The sequence below is a fragment of the Flagellimonas meishanensis genome, from assembly GCF_019880545.1.
Taxonomy (GTDB): domain Bacteria; phylum Bacteroidota; class Bacteroidia; order Flavobacteriales; family Flavobacteriaceae; genus Flagellimonas; species Flagellimonas meishanensis.
In genome coordinates, this window is the sequence record NZ_JAINVW010000003.1 from 823,929 (window position 1) to 840,534 (window position 16,606).

A 16,606-nucleotide genomic window follows, 5' to 3' on the forward strand; every position below is an offset into this window, starting at 1 on the left:
GAAGGGGGTAGAACATTCCCCATATCTTAAAGTGGGTTCTTTCATTTCTTTTAAATGTAGTCATCACAAATATTAACAGGAATATTCCTTCTCATATTTTTTTATTTGTGCAAACAAGCAGATCATCAACCCAAAAGATCCATCCATCAATCAGGGTCAAATTAGGGTCTTTGTCCCCTATACATTTGTGCCATCAGTAAAAAATATTAATTAAAAAAGTAAATCATGAAACTAAAAAGATTTTTTATGTTGGGCTGCATGGTAACCGCCATGGCCCTAATTTCTTCCTGCTCAGGTGAAGATGGAAAAGATGGATTGAACGGGACCAATGGCACCAATGGTGTTGACGGTGCCACTGGACCTGCCGGTTCCGATGGCATAGCCTGTTGGGACCTGAATGCCAACGGTGTTGGGGATATTGAGGAAGACATGAACGGTGATGAGTTTGTTGATGCCTTAGATTGCCAAGGCCCACAAGGAGAAGCAGGGCCAGCTGCACAAAGAATTATTGTGGATACTACTGGAGAAACGCCCGGAGCTACATCCATAGAACTTGATGTGCCTGAATTGACACAAGCTGTATTGGACACCCATATAGTTTTAACTTACATAACGGACGGCTCCAATTTTTGGTCAATTCCCGCAGCAATCCCCACTGCTTTTTTTAATTTCGATTTAGTTGTAAGATATGAGGTAGGATTAATAGAAATCCGAGAACTTATAGGAACCGGCTGGGATCCAGATCTTTTCCCAGAGGTCCATATCGTTTTGATTGAGACCGCAAGTATGGGAGGCAAATCCCAAGCCGATGTTATGGCCTCGCTTAAGGCTGCCCAGGTGGATGTTAACAACTACGAGGAAGTAAAGAAATTCTTTGGTCTAAAATAAGATTTTGGCAAATACTGCTGATATGATGAGCAATCATCAATTGGGTCTCCAAAAATGGGGACCCTTTTTTTGGTTAAAGTCAAAATGTGAAGGGTTAAGGGTGAAGTAATTGTCATCAATATTCATAGGTCGGTTGTTTCATGTTGTTTCCGAGCATGGCTGTCTCAAGAATTAACAGGAATATTCCTTCTCATATTTTTTTATTTGCGCAAACAAGCAGATTATCAACCCAAAATATCCATCCATCAATTAGGGTCAAATTGGGGTCTTTGTCCCCTTTACATTTGTGGCATCAGTAAAAAATATTAATTAAAAAAGTAAATCATGAAACTAAAAAGATTTTTTATGTTGGGCAGCATGGTAACCGCCATGGCCCTTATTGCCTCTTGCTCGGGAGAAGATGGAAAAGATGGATTGAACGGGACCAATGGTACCGATGGTGTTGATGGCGCAACTGGACCTGCCGGTGCCACTGGACCTGCGGGTGCTGCAGGTGCCAATGGTGTTGATGGTACGGATGGTATCGCCTGTTGGGACCTGAATGCCAATGGAGTCGGGGATATAGAGGAAGACATGAACGGTGATGAGGTTGTTGATGCCATGGATTGCCAAGGAGTTGATGGAACCGATGGGGTTGATGGAACCGACGGAGTTGATGGCAATGCCAATGTTCAACGCATTATTCTTATACCTGATGCCATAAATGGACAGGTTTCTGTCACGCTAAATTCCGTTGAAGAGCTGACGCAAGAAGTACTGGATACCCATGCTATTTTAGCATACCTATACGATCAAGACGAACCTCGCTATTATTTCATTCCTGGAGCTATTGCTTTTCAAGGCGGAAATCGCATATTCGGTATTTCTTATACTCCTCAAACTGTAAGGATAGATGAGCTTTTAGGAGGTGGTTGGAATGATGAGATTGATGAAGTACATCTCATCCTTATTGAGCAGAGCGCAAACAATGGCGGGCTGAATTTCAAATCCAAGGATAATGTCATGTCAGCCTTGAAGGCTGCCGAAGTCGACGTTAACAATTACCATGAAGTAAAAAAATTCTTTGGTATAAAATAAGATTTTGGCAAATAGTGCTGATGTGATAAGCAATCATCAATTGGGTCTCCAGAAATGGGGGCCCTTTTTTTGTGTATTGGTGAAGGGCGAAGCACGAGAGACGAAGGAAGAAAGACGAAGGAAGAAATGCGGAGGACGGAGGGTCAAGAATCCAAGTTAGTGAAAAAGGTGTAGGGTGATTCACAATCAATGGATTACCCACATCCAAAGGTCCGGTTATCTAACAATCCATCTTCTTACTTCTTACTTCTTACTTCTTACTTCTTACTTCACCCCTCACTCCATAATCTGCTCAAACCATTGGTACAGTTCCCCTTTGGTAATTACGGCTCCCTGTTCTATGAGTTCAAACTTGTCCAAATTCTTATCCGTTCCATATGCCTTGGATGCGGTCAAGTATTCCACAAAGTCAGATTGAAAGTTCCGTTTGAACCAACCAAAGCCCTCTTGGGTACGTAGGTCAATTTCAGGATTCAACACTTTTACCGAAAACAATTTCATTTCTTTTTCGGTCAAATGGAACAAGTGCATGTGCATCTCCGAAATGTTTTCCAGGTACTCCACCTTGGAAAGTACCCCTTCCCAAATCAAATCGCTGAATACATCAATTTCCTCTTCGGCAACTTGGGGTTTTTCTTTCTTTAAAACATCCCATTCGGCAGCAGTTATCGACTGGGTGGCCAAAAAATTAATGAATTCTGGATGTAGCTCTTCCAATTGCTCTTTGGATAGTCTTTTATATTTCATCCAGCAAAAATAAAAAAGACCATGCAAAAGCATGGTCTTTTCCTATTTCTTGTTTGTAATTAAAGCCTATTCAAAAATATATCGTACCCCAATCTGGGCCCTCCAGCGTGAAAGTGCACTGGTATTGGCCGTAAACGTATTGGTTAAATTTGGGTCAAAGGTATAGGTAGGGTTGTTGTTGGCATCCACGGAAACTCCCAAAATCTGGTTGAAGGTAGGACTTTCCACAACACCCCAATCGGAACTTATCAGATTGCCCACATTCAACACATCCAAGCTCAACTGTAGTTTGTTCCGGTCGTTTACTTTAATATCCTGCAAAATCTTTACATCCCAGCGACCTCGCCATGGTGCCAAAGCTCCATAACGCTCCGCATAACTTCCCCTATTTTCGCTGAGGTAATCATCTTGCTGGATAAAGGCCTCAAATGCTTCGGCCTGTCCGGCCCCGCTAAAGTTCATCTGGTTTATTTCACTAGCGGTTGGGATGTAGATCAAATCATTGATGCTGCTTCCATCGTTGTTGATATCACCTCCGTAGATGTAATTGAACCTACCCCCTTGGGCATATTCAAAAAAGGTGGACACCGTGGTTCCGGTTGAAAAAGCCTTGGAAACCACTCCGATAAAACGGTGCGTGTCTCCATACTTGGAAAAGGCAAGTACATCGTTGTTGGCATTGCCCACAATGGCATTGCCTGCAAAGGCGTCTCCTGTGATTTCTGCTTCAATGGAGTTCACCTCCTTGGAATTCAAATAGTTATAGGCAAGCATGGCATACAATCCATCGTCCCATGTTTTCTGCGCCTTGAATGATGCGTTGAAAATTCTTCCATCATCAGAATTGGTAAACACATAGGCGTTCGTGGGCCCGCCAAAAATCTGTGACTTATCATCATTAGAGTAGACTGCTCTGTTGTCCACACCCGCCAAAGTGCCCGAAGGCGTATCCAAGCCCCAGTTTTGAACATGTGCCGCATTGATATCCTTGGTGTAGGACAGGTCTGTGGTCAAAATCAAACCATTGTCAAACTGCTTGTCAACACCAATATTGGTCCTCCATACCTGGGGAAACTTAAATTCTGGATCCACCACCTGATAGAAAAAGAAATCGGTTCCCTGTACCTGGTTTCCTAACCAAACAAATGGGAAACGTCCGGTAAATATGCCAGAGCCACCACGTACTTGAAGGGTATTGTCATCTTTCACGTCCCAATTGAAACCTACCCGTGGAGAAATCAAAAAGTCATTGTTCGGCAAGGTCTCTGAACTTAAAAAGGTCTCATCCCCAGTTTCTGGGTCAAAGTAAACTATATCCGGGGCATAGGTGCCACCTTGCGACAGCAATCCGCCCTTCCTGTCGATATTTTCGCGAACCTTATCGCCCGTATCAAAGAACAATGGTTTGTCAAAACGGACTCCGTAGGTCAACTTGAAATTATCGGTCACGTTCCACTCATCCTGAACATAGAAGGCCATTTGTCCCACATTGGTCTCCGCCAAGGCCCATCCCCCTGGGTTTCCAGTTCCATTGGCTTCCAAGGAGTTTGCAGCGGCAATGGCCCCATTAAAGGCGGCCTGTAAGCTGCCCGAATCAGCAAAATTTTGGAAATCGGTAATGGTTGTTGTTGGAAAAAATACCCCTTGTGCACCATAGGCCCCTAGATTGAAGGAGTTGTCAAACTGGAACTTTTCAAACGAAAATCCAACGGTATAGGTGTGATTCCCTTTGAAAAAGTTAAGGTTGTTGGTAATCTGAAATACTTTTTGGTCCAATCTGTTATTGATAGAAAAGGGCTCGTGGCCAGCAATAATATAGTTGGAACTTCCACTTGCATCCAAAATGGTAATTGTGGGCGCGGGAGTGGAAAGTGCGTTTCTGAAATCATCAAAATGGGTGTAGCCCACCTGTAATTTGTTGGTGGCATTGTCCGAAAGGGTCGAGTTCAATTCCAACTGAATGGAATTGATGTTATTGTTGATCTCGTATCCTGTGTTCTCAAATTGTAATGTGGCCGCATTGGGTCCCCTAAAGCCCAGTGCTGATGGGTGAGCTGGTTTTTCCTTGGCAGACCTTAAAAAGTTGTATATGATTGCCAAACGGTTGTTATCGTTGATGTTCCAATCCAGTTTGAAGATCCCCTTGGTGGATTCTTGGTCAAAATTGAAGTTTTCAAACGCCCCGGGATTGTAGAAAATGTCGTTGCCCTGGGCATCTTGCCCAATGACCACCTGCCTGAGCAGGTTGTCGACCAATTGAAAATCGGAAGCGGCCACACGGGATTCGTTAATGGCCCCCGCGCCCCTATTGGGGATAAAACCGGACGTTCCCAACTCGGTCAGGTCATCTTTTTCAAAATTGGCAAAGAAGAACAACTTGTTCTTGACGATGGGTCCGCCTATGCTCACCCCATACTGAAGCTGTTCCAGCCCTGTCTTGAACACATCATCACCGTTTATTTTGCCTCCGGTAAGGTCATCATTCCTGAAAAAGCCATAAACCGTAGCGTAGAAGTTATTGGTTCCGCTTTTGGTCACAGCGTTCACCGTAGCTCCTGTAAATCCAGATTGGGTAACATCATACGGGGCCAAAGAAACCTGTATCTGGTCAATGGCATCCAATGAAATGGGTTGTGCGCTGGTCTGCCCGCCCGGTGTTGGTGCATCCAATCCAAAAGGGTTGGCAAAGAAGGAACCATCCAAGGAAAAGTTGTTGAACTGGTCGTTTCTTCCTCCAAATGACAGGCCACCGTCCTGTCCGGGAGAGGAAGCGCTGGGTTCCAACCGGGTAAAGTCCTCGGCCGATCTGGAAATTGTTGGCAATCGCTGCAAATCCTTTCGGCCAACATTGGTTTCAGAGCCGGTCCTGTCGCTTCCAAAAGTTCCCGATTGGTCGGAAACCACAACCACCTCATCCAATTGCTGGCTATCCGTAACCATGCTCAAATCCAAGTTAAAGGTCTTGCCCAAAGAGAGAAATACATCATTTCGGGTCTCGGTCTGGAATCCAACGTAGGAAATGGTCACTTCATATGGACCGCCTACCCTAAGGTTCAATAGGTTAAATCGACCTTCTTCGTTGGTAATGGTGCCGTAGCGTGTGCCTGTGGGCGTGTGAACGGCCACCACATTGGCGCCGAAAAGGGGTGCCGCTTGATCGTCAACCACAGTTCCCCTTATATTGGATGTGGTAATTTGTGAGAAGGCTGAGGAGCATACGAAAAGAAAAAATATGCCCAAGAGTAGTAATTTCTTCATTTTAACAGTGTTAATTAGTACTAGAGTGTTCGCAAACATAGGACAAAAAAAGAGTTCCGCGAACGGAACTCTTAACAATTTATTAACCAAAAATAACCTGTTTATTTCGTCTCAGGCACCACTTCAAAGGGTAAATCAACGATTACTTCACGGTGCAGTCGCACTTCCGCTTTGTAGGGCCCTACCCTTTTTACCGCACCACCTTGTATGTTGATAAATTTCTTGTCCACTTGGTGGCCTTCCTTGTCCAATACGGCAGCTAGGTCTATACTGGTCACCGAACCGAACAATTTGTCTCCGGCACCCACCTTGGCAGGAATGCGAATTTCCAACTTTCTAAGGGCTTCCGCCGTTTTGTTGGCCTCATCGATGACTTTCTTTTCCTTGTGGGCCCTTTGTTTCAGGTTCTCGGCCAAAACCTTCTTGGCCGAAGGTGTTGCCAAGGCAGCCAATCCCTGGGGAATCAGATAGTTTCTGCCATATCCATTCTTTACAGTGACAATGTCGTCCTTAAAGCCCAAATCCTGTACGTCTTCTTTTAAAATAAGTTCCATGCTCTTTGTTTTTTATTTCAACATATCGCCAACATACGGCATTAAGGCAAGATGACGGGCACGCTTAACGGCCTGGGCCACCTTTCTTTGATATTTTAGGGAGGTTCCGGTAAGTCTTCTTGGAAGCAGTTTACCTTGCTCATTGACCAATTTCATCAAAAAATCGGGGTCTTTGTAGTCAATGTACTTGATTCCGGATTTCTTGAACCTACAGTATTTCTTCTGCTTGTTGGTCTCTATGTTCAACGGGGTCAAATACCTGATTTCCCCGTCTTTTTTCGATTTTGCTTGTTGCTCTATGGATGCCATGCCCTATGCCTTTGCTTTAAGTTTGTCTCTTCTCTTTTCTGCCCAAGCAACGGCGTGCTTGTCCAGCTTAACTGTCAAAAAACGCATGATGCGCTCATCTCTTCTGAACTCCAGCTCGTAGGGGCCAATAGCCTCACCGGGAGCTGTGAATTCAAACAAGTGGTAAAATCCACTTTTTTTGTGCTGAATGGGATAGGCCAATTTTTTTAGTCCCCAATCTTCCTTGGAGACCATTTTGGCACCATTCTTAATCAAGAAATCCTCGAACTTCTTGACTGTTTCCTCTATCTGGGTCTCAGATAGAACGGGATTCAAAATGAAAACAGTTTCGTAATGGTTCATATATTATGATTTGTTTAAAGGAGCGCAAAATTAGTAATATTTCCTTCATCCCGCAAGAAAAGCCAAAAAACTTCGTTTAGGTACAAGAGTTATTAACAAAACGAACCCAATAAACCTACGTAACGTATATGGTAATATACACAACAAAATGGACCATGTTTACATCTTTTATTGTTGTTAACCTTCTTTTTTGTGTAATTTGCCGATGATTTAAAACCCTACAAATCACCCCATTCTATGAAATTAAAGAGTATAATTGTCGACGACTCCTCCATGCAGCGAATGGCTGTTGCAAAATTGGTCAACAATCATCCACATCTTGCCCTTGTAGCCGAGTATAGCAATGCTATTGAAGCCAAGAATGGTTTAAAGAACCACGAAATCGACCTGATTTTTTTAGATGTTGAAATGCCGATCATCAACGGCTTTGACCTTTTAGAGGCGCTGGAGAACCCACCTCAGGTTATCCTTATCACCGGAAAACCGGACTATGCCCTTAAGGCATTTGATTATGATGTGACCGATTACCTTCACAAACCCATCACCCTGGCACGTTTTGAGGCTTCCGTAAAAAGAGCCGTGGCCAAGTATGAACAACTCAATAGAGTTGACGAGGATGAAGAGCACATCTTTGTAAAGAGCAACCTTAAAAAGCGTAAGGTTATCTTAAATGACATTAAATGGATCGAGGCTTTGGGCGATTACATCAAATTGGTGACCGATGAAGCCAATATTGTGATCCTTTCCACCATGAAGTCCTTTGAAAAACAACTTCCTGCGGAAAAGTTCCTTCGTATCCATAAATCCTATATTGTGAATCTGGAGAAGATTGAGAAATTCAACAGCAAAAATGTTGAGGTAGGGGGCAGACAGATTCCTTTGAGTAGAAACAAAAAGACCGAATTGGCAGAGGCACTTGCCAATGTATGATCAAATGTGGTCCACATTGTAGACCAGTCGTACACTTTTATACTTGGAAATAGCATTAAAAGATTTTTCAATTCTTTTAATGCTATTTTTCGTTTTGGACAACGACCGGTCGCGGGGTATCTTAATCAGGATATTCTTCAAATAGGCCTTTCTGATACGCGCAATGGGCGGATATTCCGGTCCCAACACCTGATGCCGCAGTACATTCCGCAAGGAGCTGGCAAACCAATCTGAGGCTTCGTTCAATTTATTGAAATCTTTATCCTTTAAGGTCACTTTTATTATCCTTACGATTGGGGGATATTTGAACTGCTCCCTTTCATAATACTGCTCTTGGTACATCTTTTCATAATCATTCGTTGTTACTTGTTGCAATATTTGATGATAGGGATTATAGGTCTGTATGAGCACCTTGCCCCGTTTCTGGGTCCGCCCTGCCCTTCCAGCCACCTGGGTCAGCATTTGAAAGCTGCGTTCGTGGGCGCGATAATCCGGGAAGTTGAGCATGGAATCCGCATTCATGATGCCCACCAGGCCCACATTCCTGAAATCCAAGCCTTTGGTCACCATTTGGGTGCCCACCAATATGTCCATTTCCTGATTTTCAAAAGCCGAGATAATTTTTTCATAGGCAAACTTTCCACGCGTGGTGTCCAAATCCATGCGGCCCACTGTTGCTTGGGGAAACAATTCTCCCAACTCTTCCTGCACCTGTTCCGTTCCAAACCCTTTTTTGTCCAACGTGGGGCTCCCACATGCCAAACAAGCTTGCTGTAAGGCCATGTGATACCCACAATAATGGCATCGCAATTGATTTCTTTGTTGATGGAAGGTTAGGCTCACATCACAATTGGGGCATTGGGCCACATGTCCGCAAGTGGTGCATTCCACCACAGGTGCAAATCCCCTTCGGTTTTGAAAAAGGATCACTTGCTCTCCTTCCTCCAACTTTTCGGCTATGGCATCAATCAAGGTTTCAGAAAAATGACCCTTCATTCTTTTCTTTCGGGAAGCTTCCTTTATATCAACCAAACTGATCTCGGGCATGAGTACTTCCCCAAACCTGTAATCGATTACGGCATAGCCATATTTGCCAGTTTTTGCATTCTCCATGCTTTCCATACTTGGGGTAGCCGAACCCAAAATGGTATGTGCGCCATGTAAGTTAGCCAACACAACCGCGGCATCCCGGGCATGATATCTTGGAGCGGGATCAAATTGCTTAAAAGAACTCTCATGCTCCTCATCAATGACCACCAACCCTAAATTGGAGAAAGGCAAAAACATAGCAGAACGTGCGCCAATAACGATTTGTGCCTTTTCTGCGCAGGAAAGGACATTGTTCCAGACCTCCACACGCTCATTGATGCTATATTTTGAATGGTATACGGCAACATGATGCCCGAAATAAGTCTGTAATCGATTTATAAGTTGTGAGGTTAGCGCAATTTCGGGCAAAAGATATAAGGCCTGCCTACCTTCGTCCAGACATTTTTGTATCAATTTGATATATACCTCCGTTTTTCCAGAAGAAGTCACCCCATGCAAAAGAACGGGTTTGTTTTGTGAAAAACCCTGGTCTATTTCTAATGAAGCCGTCTTTTGATGCACATTGAGCTCAACATCCTTGGATTCCATGGAAGCCTCGCCATGCTGTACCCTATCTGTTCGTATATGGTATTCCTCCAAGACACCTTTGTCAATCAGCGACTTTATCACGGCCCTTGATGTCTTGCTTTCCTTTTCCAGATCGCTTACCGGAATGGGCTTTTTTGATTTGGCCCGCAACTGGAAAAGGGTCAGCACTACTTGGCTTTGCTTTGGGGCACGGCCCAAATTGTCCAACAACACCTGCAAATTGTCGTCATCATCAAACTTGGGGGCCAATTTCACGTACCTGACCAACTTGGGCCTGTATTTTTCATACAGCGTTTCTTTCTGTGAGACTATTCCTTTTTGTACCAGCCCATTTATGCGGGCAAGCACATTCTTTTTGTCCACGATATCACTAATCTCACCAATGCGCAGTGCACTCTGGTGCTGCAAGGCCTCATACACCAAGAACTCGTCATCCTTGAGTTCCAATTCATTGACATTGGCATCGGGATTTGAAAGAATCAACGTCTCGCTTTCCAACAAAAAAGCACTTGGCAGCGCGCTTCTTACCACTTCGCCCAAGGTGCACATATAGTACTGGGCCATCCATTGCCAGTGTTTGAGTTGATGTTGGGTGACCAATGGGTTTTCGTCCAAGATCTGATAGATTTCCTTGGCCTCGTATACCTCCGGGGCCTCCGTGTGGATATGATGGGAAAGAGCGGTATAAATCTTTGATTTGCCAAAAGGAACCGCCACGCGCATGCCGGGCCGTATACAAGCAGCCTCTTGCTCCGTGATTTTATAGGTAAAAAGCCTTTCCAAAGGTATGGGAAGGACCACATCCAAAAAATAATCCATACGTCTATTCTTGCTTTACCCTGTGCCAAGTTTGGGTACGGTAAAAAAATGCCAGATAGCCCCTCACCTTCAACTTATTTGTATTACCGGGGTCCAGCCATACCTTTCCCCTGTAGGTCTTGGCATGTTCAGGGTCAAAAAGTCGATCGCCCCTGTATTCCCCATCATCATTTTTTTCAAAGTTCGACATGATCTGCATCCCCACTATGGGCCGATCCTTCAATTCACCCTCACATTTGATGCAGACCGCATCTTCCTTTCCCACTTCCAAAATCTTCTCGATCCGTGCCTGCAACATACCATTTTCCGTGTAGACTTCCACAATCGCTTTTTCTATGCCCGTGCGGTCATCAATGGTCTTCCATTTGCCAAATACCGATTGGGAAAATAGCGTCTGAAATGTCAACGAACCCATCAAAAAAAATATTCTATGATGCATTGAACTGTTTCTCATGTCTTTTTTTCAATGAATTCAATGTTGCATTCAACTCAAAGCCAAGCAACAAAATGTTGGAGTTCAACCAGATAAATACCATCAAGATCAACAAACCGCCCAAAGCACCATAAAGTTCATTGTAACGGGCAAATTTTTCCACATATACCCCAAAAAGATATGAGGTAAGCAAAAAGAGCAAAGTGGTCATCAGGGCACCGGCAGAAAAGAACCTTACCTGCCGTCCTTCCGCCGTGCCAAAGTAATATAAAATGGCCGTGGTAAGATAGGACAACACCATAAAGAAGAGGATCTTGGCAATCTGTATGCCTATGGCATCGCCGCGCTCAACATCGGTGCCCCAGGTTTTTCCAAAATACTCACTGGTGTATTCCACAATATAAAATTCAAAATATACGAAGGCCACCGCACCTGCTATGAGCAATATGGAGAGTATTAACCCCACCATGAGTGCATAGGCGTATTGGCGGAAAAAATTCCGGGTCAGCTCCACGTGATAGGAATATTCAAATCCCCCAAAAATGGCATTCACCCCGTTGGCCACCAAAAAAATGGACAGTATAAATGCCGATGACAATAAACCGCCCTGTTTTTGGTCCTTGATCTGTTGATAGATCTCTCCAAAATATTCACTTGTTGCCGATGGGAGAAAATTTTCCAAGAACAAGAGAAACTGGGCATCAAAATTTTCGTTGCCCACGCTTACATAGGGTATAATGAACGGGATAAGGGTAATCAAAAAAATTAACAGGGGAAATAGGGCCATGAACAAACTGAAGGCAATGGAACTCGCCCTAGTGGACAATGCTCCCTTTACAATGCCCATGGCGTACATTTCAAGGAGGTCGTATGAGGAAAGACCCTCGAACGCCTTCAGCTTAATTTTTTTCAACAGGCGCACCACCCAGTTGACCACCGGTATTTTTTCCAATCGCTCCTCTATAGCCTCTGACATGGTGTTATACTGCTTTTAAGCTAAGATCCATATTGTGGACCGAATGGGTCAACGCTCCCGACGAAATAAAATCCACACCGCATTCTGCGTACTTTCTTAGGGTATTTTCATCGATTCCCCCAGAAGATTCTGTAAGACATCGTGTTCCTATCAGTGCTACCGCCTTTTTAGTATCCTCATAGTTGAAATTGTCCAGCAAGATGCGGTACACCTCTTCCGATTTAAGTATTTCCTCCACTTCGCCAAGATTTCTCGCTTCCACGATAATTTTCAAGTCCTTATCTTTTTCCTTCAGGTAATCTTGCGTCATTTTAATGGCTTTGGATATGCCCCCGGCAAAGTCGATATGGTTATCTTTAAGCATGATCATGTCGTACAGTGCAAATCTATGGTTCTCCCCGCCCCCTATTTTTACGGCCCATTTTTCCAAAGCACGGATGCCAGGAGTGGTCTTTCGAGTATCCAAAATTTTGGTGCCGGTACCATCCAGCTGCTCCACAAAATGTCTGGTCTTTGTGGCTATGGCGCTCATGCGCTGCATGGCATTGAGCACCAGCCGCTCTGCTTTCAGAATGCTTTGTGAGCTCCCCTCCACATAAAAAACAATGTCCCCATAGTTGACAGGGCTTCCATCGGGTATCAGGACTTCCATTTGCAAATCGGGATCTACATAAGTAAATACCTGCCGGGCGAAGGCAACACCTGCAATAATGCCTTCATCCTTCACCAACAGTTTTGCCTTTCCCTTGGCCGATTCAGGTATACAGGCCAAAGAACTATGATCGCCATCCCCTACGTCTTCCCGTATGGCATTTTGTATAATTAGGTCAATTTCTTTTTGAAACTGTGCTTCGGATATCATCCTAAATTGGGGTTTTAACGAAAATACTAAAAACATCGCCCATGACCATCCACGGTCCATGGATATTGTTTACAAATAAAAATTATTTTTGGAAGATGCAGATCACCCTCATTGCCATTGGAAAAACCGACAGCGAACAGCTGGAACAACTCATTACTGTTTATGAGAAGAGGCTGAAACACTATGTTCGGTTCGAGTTCAACATCATTCCAGACATCAAAAACAGAAAAACGCTCTCCGAGGACCAGCAAAAAGAAAGAGAGGGAGACCTGATTTTAGACCAGATAAAATCATCGGACACCCTGATTCTTTTGGATGAGCAAGGCAAACAGTTTTCCTCAGTGGAATTTGCCCAGTACCTCCAAAAAAGGATGAATGGTGGCATTAAGAACCTTGTTTTGGTCATTGGCGGTCCCTATGGTTTCAGTCCTGCCATTTACGAAAGAAGCGATGGCAGGATAAGTCTATCCAAAATGACCTTTTCCCACCAAATGGTACGGTTATTTACGGTGGAACAACTGTACAGGGCCTTTACCATTCTCAAGAATGAGCCCTATCATCATCAATAAAGTACCCTGAATTTAATGGTGTTTTCCACATTTTTCAACTCCTTGACCACGGCTTTGTTATAATCCTTGTCAAGATCTGTGATCACATAGCCCACTTCATTGTCAGTGGATAGGTATTGCCCCAGGATGTTCATCTCGTATTTGGCAAGTACCTCATTGATTTTTGCCATGATGCCAGGCACATTTTTATGAATGTGCAAAAAGCGATGCGCCTTGTTCTGCTTTGGCAACCTGATTGTCGGGAAATTGACGGCATCAACCGTGTTTCCAGAGTTGATATAATCCATGATCTTATTGGGCACAAAATCGGCAATATCGCGTTGGGCCTCTTCCGTGCTTCCTCCAATATGCGGGGTCAGTATCACGTTTGGAATACCCTGCAGGGCAGTGTCAAAAGCTCCATTGCTCCTTGGTTCAACGGGATACACATCCACTGCGGCACCACCCAACTTTCCATTTTTGAGTGCCGCTGCCAAGGCGTCGATATCCACCACAAATCCCCTGGAAAGATTGACAAGTATGGCCCCATCACGCATTTGTTCTATCTCATGTGCTCCAATAAAGTTCTCGTTGGCCTTGTTATCATCCACGTGCAGACTAACCACATCCGAAACTGATAGTAGTTCCTTCAAGGTGCTGCACTTTGTGGCGTTGCCCAATGCCAGACGCTCCAGCACATCGTAATAATAGACCCGCATGCCAATGGCCTCTGCCAGTACGGACAATTGCTTGCCTATATTTCCATAACCTACGATTCCCAGATTTTTTCCTCTTACCTCCCGGGAATTGTTCGCAGTTTTGTTCCACTGCCCATTATGGATTTCCGTGCTTCGTGTGAAAATATTTCGCATCAACATGATGATCTGGCCTATGGCCATTTCCACCACGGAGCGTGTGTTGCTGTATGGTGCGTTGAAAACCACCACACCCCTCTTCTTACTATATTCCAAATCAATTTGGGTAGTGCCAATGCAAAATGCACCAATCACCAATAGTTTATCTGCGGCATCCAAGACCTTTTTTGTTACCTGGGTCTTGGAGCGGATTCCCAAAACGTGCACACCCTTCAACCGTTCCATGAGTTCCTCTTCGGGCAGACTGTGCTTCACGAGCTCCACCGAAAAACCATCGTTGGACAGGTTGTCAAAAGCTGCGGGATGCACATTTTCCAATAAAAGAATCTTGATCCGGTTCTTGGGGTATGAGATGTTTCTGGGCAAATCGTTCACAAATAAAAATTCATCAAAATTGGGGGTCACATGGTCTGCATTGTTGGCAGCTTTTTCCCTGTGCACATTTTCGGTATAGGCAAAAAACTTATCGGCAATGCCGGCTTCCCGCATTACATAATCGCTATATCCATCCCCGATGACCTGCACCTCACCCTCCAAATCCAATTGTTTAAGACACTCTATTTTCCCATTATGCATGGCGAGTACGTTGGATTCGTCAAATCCGATGATATTCCCTTCATCATCAAATTTAAAGGTGTTGGCATATACACGATCGGAGGGAATGTTATATTCCTCAACAATTGGATCTATAAATTCCTTAAAACCACAGGAAATCACATAAATATCGTCCGAAAACTGCTGAAAAAATTCTTTGTTGGACGTTATGGACTTGGAAATTTTCTGTCGAAGCTCGCCTACCAGACCCTCAAGGTCGTTCTTGTGGGCTTTCAAAAGTCTGATCCTTCGTTCCAACGACTCGGTGAACGATATGTCACCATCAATGCCCAAGTTGGTAATTTCTTGGATTTCCTTTATGATTTCCGACTTGTTGGATTTATCCCTCAGGGTGATTTCAGCCAAAACATCCAATGCCTCAACTTGGGTCAGGGTGCTGTCAAAATCAAAAACGTATTTCCGTCCCGCTTCCACCATGGTATTCTCAAAAAAATTAAGCATTAAAATTAAACATAAATTCCGTCTGCGGTAGGCCAACCCCAAAAAAAGCCATCATTAATATGAATATGTCAAAAATCGACTTTAAAAAATTTCAAAATGTAAAAAATATCTGGGGTCGGAATCAAAACCAACGCCGGGTTTCCTTGCAGTATACGCGATATGCTTTTCCAAAACGTGAAGTCAAGGCCTCTTCCTCATGTTTAATCTGAAAGTGGTTCATGTAATACACAAAACCTGCCGCCAGCAGCGTGTTGAAGGCATTGCCCAACTTTAGTCCAAAGGCCAGCAAAAAAAGCAGCATGGCCAGGTACATCGGGTTTCTGGTATACCGATAAATCCCAGTAGTGACCAGTTGGGTCGTTTTTTTCAAATTGATGGGGTTGGTGGTGGTCTTGGAGCGCCAAAACTTGAAAATGGCCAAAAACATGACAAGTACTCCCAGTGTTCCCAAAAAAATGGCCAACTGCAAACGTCCAAAAAAGTCAAAATCGCCAAACGGCAAAAATCTGGCTAATAGGTACATCAATATCCCAAACAACAACATGACCAACGGCGGAAATAGCTTAATGTGCATACCATACGTGTTGAACTCCGAATTTACTACTTTTAGCGCTCAATTAAAGCGCCCCTGTTTTGAAATTCGTTTTTGCCACCCACAACGACCACAAATTAAAGGAAGTACAGCAGCTTTTGCCCAAATCAATAGAACTGCTGTCTTTAAGCGATATTGGCTGTGTCGATGAAATCCCAGAAATAGGAGAGACTCTGGAAGAAAATGCCAGGATCAAAGCGGATTTTGTTTCCAAAACCTATGGTTTTGATTGCTTTTCTGATGATACGGGCCTACTTGTGGATGCCTTGAATGGAAATCCTGGGGTTTATTCCGCACGTTATGCCGGGGAACAGAAAAATGCGGAGGACAACATGGCGAAGTTATTGTCCGAATTGGAAGGAGTAAATGACCGAAAAGCGCACTTTAAAACCGTTATATGTTTGAATGTAGCTGGTGCAAGCCACTTTTTTGAAGGTCGGGTCGATGGTCAGATTACCACAAGGAAGTTCGGCAAGGAAGGTTTTGGGTACGATCCCATATTCATGCCCGATGGCCATCATAAAACCTTTGGCGAGCTCCCCGGCGAAATCAAAAATGCAATGAGCCATAGGGGTCGGGCCATTCAAAAGTTGGTGGAATTCTTAAAAAACAAGCTAACCTAGCTCCCACTGAACAAAATAAGTGTACCTTTGCCGCCTTATTAACGCCGCCGGTATGGGCACCGTGTTGCGAGGAGCTTAA

16 protein-coding genes are annotated in these 16,606 nt (G+C 44.1%); 5 read left to right on the plus strand and 11 right to left on the minus strand.

Annotated features, from left to right (window positions below; all coding sequences use genetic code 11):
• Window positions 1-225: 225 nt before the first annotated feature.
• A complete protein-coding gene (locus K7G75_RS11710; protein ID WP_222984430.1) occupies window positions 226-888 on the plus strand; it encodes a hypothetical protein in 663 nt (220 codons plus the stop codon).
• Between the two features lie 324 nt (window positions 889-1,212).
• Window positions 1,213-1,965 (plus strand): hypothetical protein, encoded by a 753-nt coding sequence (locus tag K7G75_RS11715; RefSeq protein WP_222984431.1) that lies wholly within the window; start codon window positions 1,213-1,215, stop codon window positions 1,963-1,965.
• Window positions 1,966-2,241: 276 nt separating this feature from the next.
• Here the strand turns inward: K7G75_RS11715 and K7G75_RS11720 are convergent, their stop codons facing one another.
• The 5 genes from K7G75_RS11720 to rpsF all read right to left on the minus strand — a co-directional run bounded on the left by K7G75_RS11720 (window position 2,242) and on the right by rpsF (window position 7,175).
• A complete protein-coding gene (locus K7G75_RS11720; RefSeq protein ID WP_222984432.1) occupies window positions 2,242-2,712 on the minus strand; it encodes a DUF6495 family protein in 471 nt (156 codons plus the stop codon).
• A 66-nt stretch (window positions 2,713-2,778) separates the two neighbouring features.
• The gene (locus K7G75_RS11725) at window positions 2,779-5,970 is read right to left on the minus strand and encodes a TonB-dependent receptor (protein ID WP_222984433.1); all 3,192 of its coding nucleotides are present in this window, start codon (window positions 5,968-5,970) and stop codon (window positions 2,779-2,781) included.
• 101 nt (window positions 5,971-6,071) lie between these two features.
• Entirely contained in the window at window positions 6,072-6,524 is a 453-nt protein-coding gene (gene rplI / locus K7G75_RS11730) for a 50S ribosomal protein L9 (protein ID WP_222984434.1), read from the minus strand.
• 12 nt (window positions 6,525-6,536) lie between these two features.
• Window positions 6,537-6,833: a 30S ribosomal protein S18 gene (gene rpsR, locus K7G75_RS11735; RefSeq protein WP_055392375.1), complete on the minus strand. Its 297-nt coding sequence runs from the start codon at window positions 6,831-6,833 to the stop codon at window positions 6,537-6,539.
• A 3-nt stretch (window positions 6,834-6,836) separates the two neighbouring features.
• Entirely contained in the window at window positions 6,837-7,175 is a 339-nt protein-coding gene (rpsF, locus tag K7G75_RS11740; RefSeq protein WP_222984435.1) for a 30S ribosomal protein S6, read from the minus strand.
• Window positions 7,176-7,412: 237 nt separating this feature from the next.
• Here rpsF and K7G75_RS11745 point away from each other — a divergent pair, with 237 nt between their 5' ends.
• Complete coding sequence (locus tag K7G75_RS11745) at window positions 7,413-8,105, plus strand: LytR/AlgR family response regulator transcription factor (protein ID WP_222984436.1); 693 nt, start codon at window positions 7,413-7,415, stop codon at window positions 8,103-8,105.
• Here K7G75_RS11745 and priA read toward each other — a convergent pair whose 3' ends face one another.
• Genes priA through nadC form a run of 4 tightly spaced genes read right to left on the minus strand, consistent with a single transcriptional unit; the run spans window position 8,106 to window position 12,833 of the window.
• Window positions 8,106-10,562, minus strand: coding sequence for a replication restart helicase PriA (priA, locus tag K7G75_RS11750; RefSeq protein WP_222984437.1), 2,457 nt, complete (start codon window positions 10,560-10,562; stop codon window positions 8,106-8,108).
• A gap of 4 nt (window positions 10,563-10,566) precedes the next feature.
• Window positions 10,567-11,001, minus strand: coding sequence for a DUF2147 domain-containing protein (locus K7G75_RS11755; protein ID WP_262420341.1), 435 nt, complete (start codon window positions 10,999-11,001; stop codon window positions 10,567-10,569).
• A complete protein-coding gene (locus K7G75_RS11760; RefSeq protein WP_222984439.1) occupies window positions 10,991-11,971 on the minus strand; it encodes a YihY/virulence factor BrkB family protein in 981 nt (326 codons plus the stop codon). The genes K7G75_RS11755 and K7G75_RS11760 overlap by 11 nt, the downstream gene beginning before the upstream one ends.
• Before the next feature lie 4 nt (window positions 11,972-11,975).
• Window positions 11,976-12,833 carry a carboxylating nicotinate-nucleotide diphosphorylase gene (gene nadC, locus K7G75_RS11765; RefSeq protein WP_222984440.1) on the minus strand — a complete coding sequence of 286 codons (858 nt, stop codon included), beginning with the start codon at window positions 12,831-12,833 and terminating at the stop codon, window positions 11,976-11,978.
• Between the two features lie 95 nt (window positions 12,834-12,928).
• Between nadC and rlmH the strand changes: the two genes are divergently transcribed.
• A complete protein-coding gene (gene rlmH, locus K7G75_RS11770; protein WP_222984441.1) occupies window positions 12,929-13,402 on the plus strand; it encodes a 23S rRNA (pseudouridine(1915)-N(3))-methyltransferase RlmH in 474 nt (157 codons plus the stop codon).
• Here the strand turns inward: rlmH and serA are convergent.
• Window positions 13,396-15,288 (minus strand): phosphoglycerate dehydrogenase, encoded by a 1,893-nt coding sequence (gene serA, locus K7G75_RS11775; protein WP_222985022.1) that lies wholly within the window; start codon window positions 15,286-15,288, stop codon window positions 13,396-13,398. The genes rlmH and serA overlap by 7 nt on opposite strands.
• A 145-nt stretch (window positions 15,289-15,433) precedes the next feature.
• Complete coding sequence (locus K7G75_RS11780) at window positions 15,434-15,886, minus strand: methyltransferase family protein (RefSeq protein ID WP_222984442.1); 453 nt, start codon at window positions 15,884-15,886, stop codon at window positions 15,434-15,436.
• Window positions 15,887-15,945: 59 nt separating this feature from the next.
• Between K7G75_RS11780 and K7G75_RS11785 the strand changes: the two genes are divergently transcribed.
• Window positions 15,946-16,527, plus strand: a complete 582-nt coding sequence (locus K7G75_RS11785) for a non-canonical purine NTP diphosphatase (RefSeq protein ID WP_222984443.1) — start codon at window positions 15,946-15,948, stop codon at window positions 16,525-16,527.
• Window positions 16,528-16,606 lie beyond the last annotated feature (79 nt).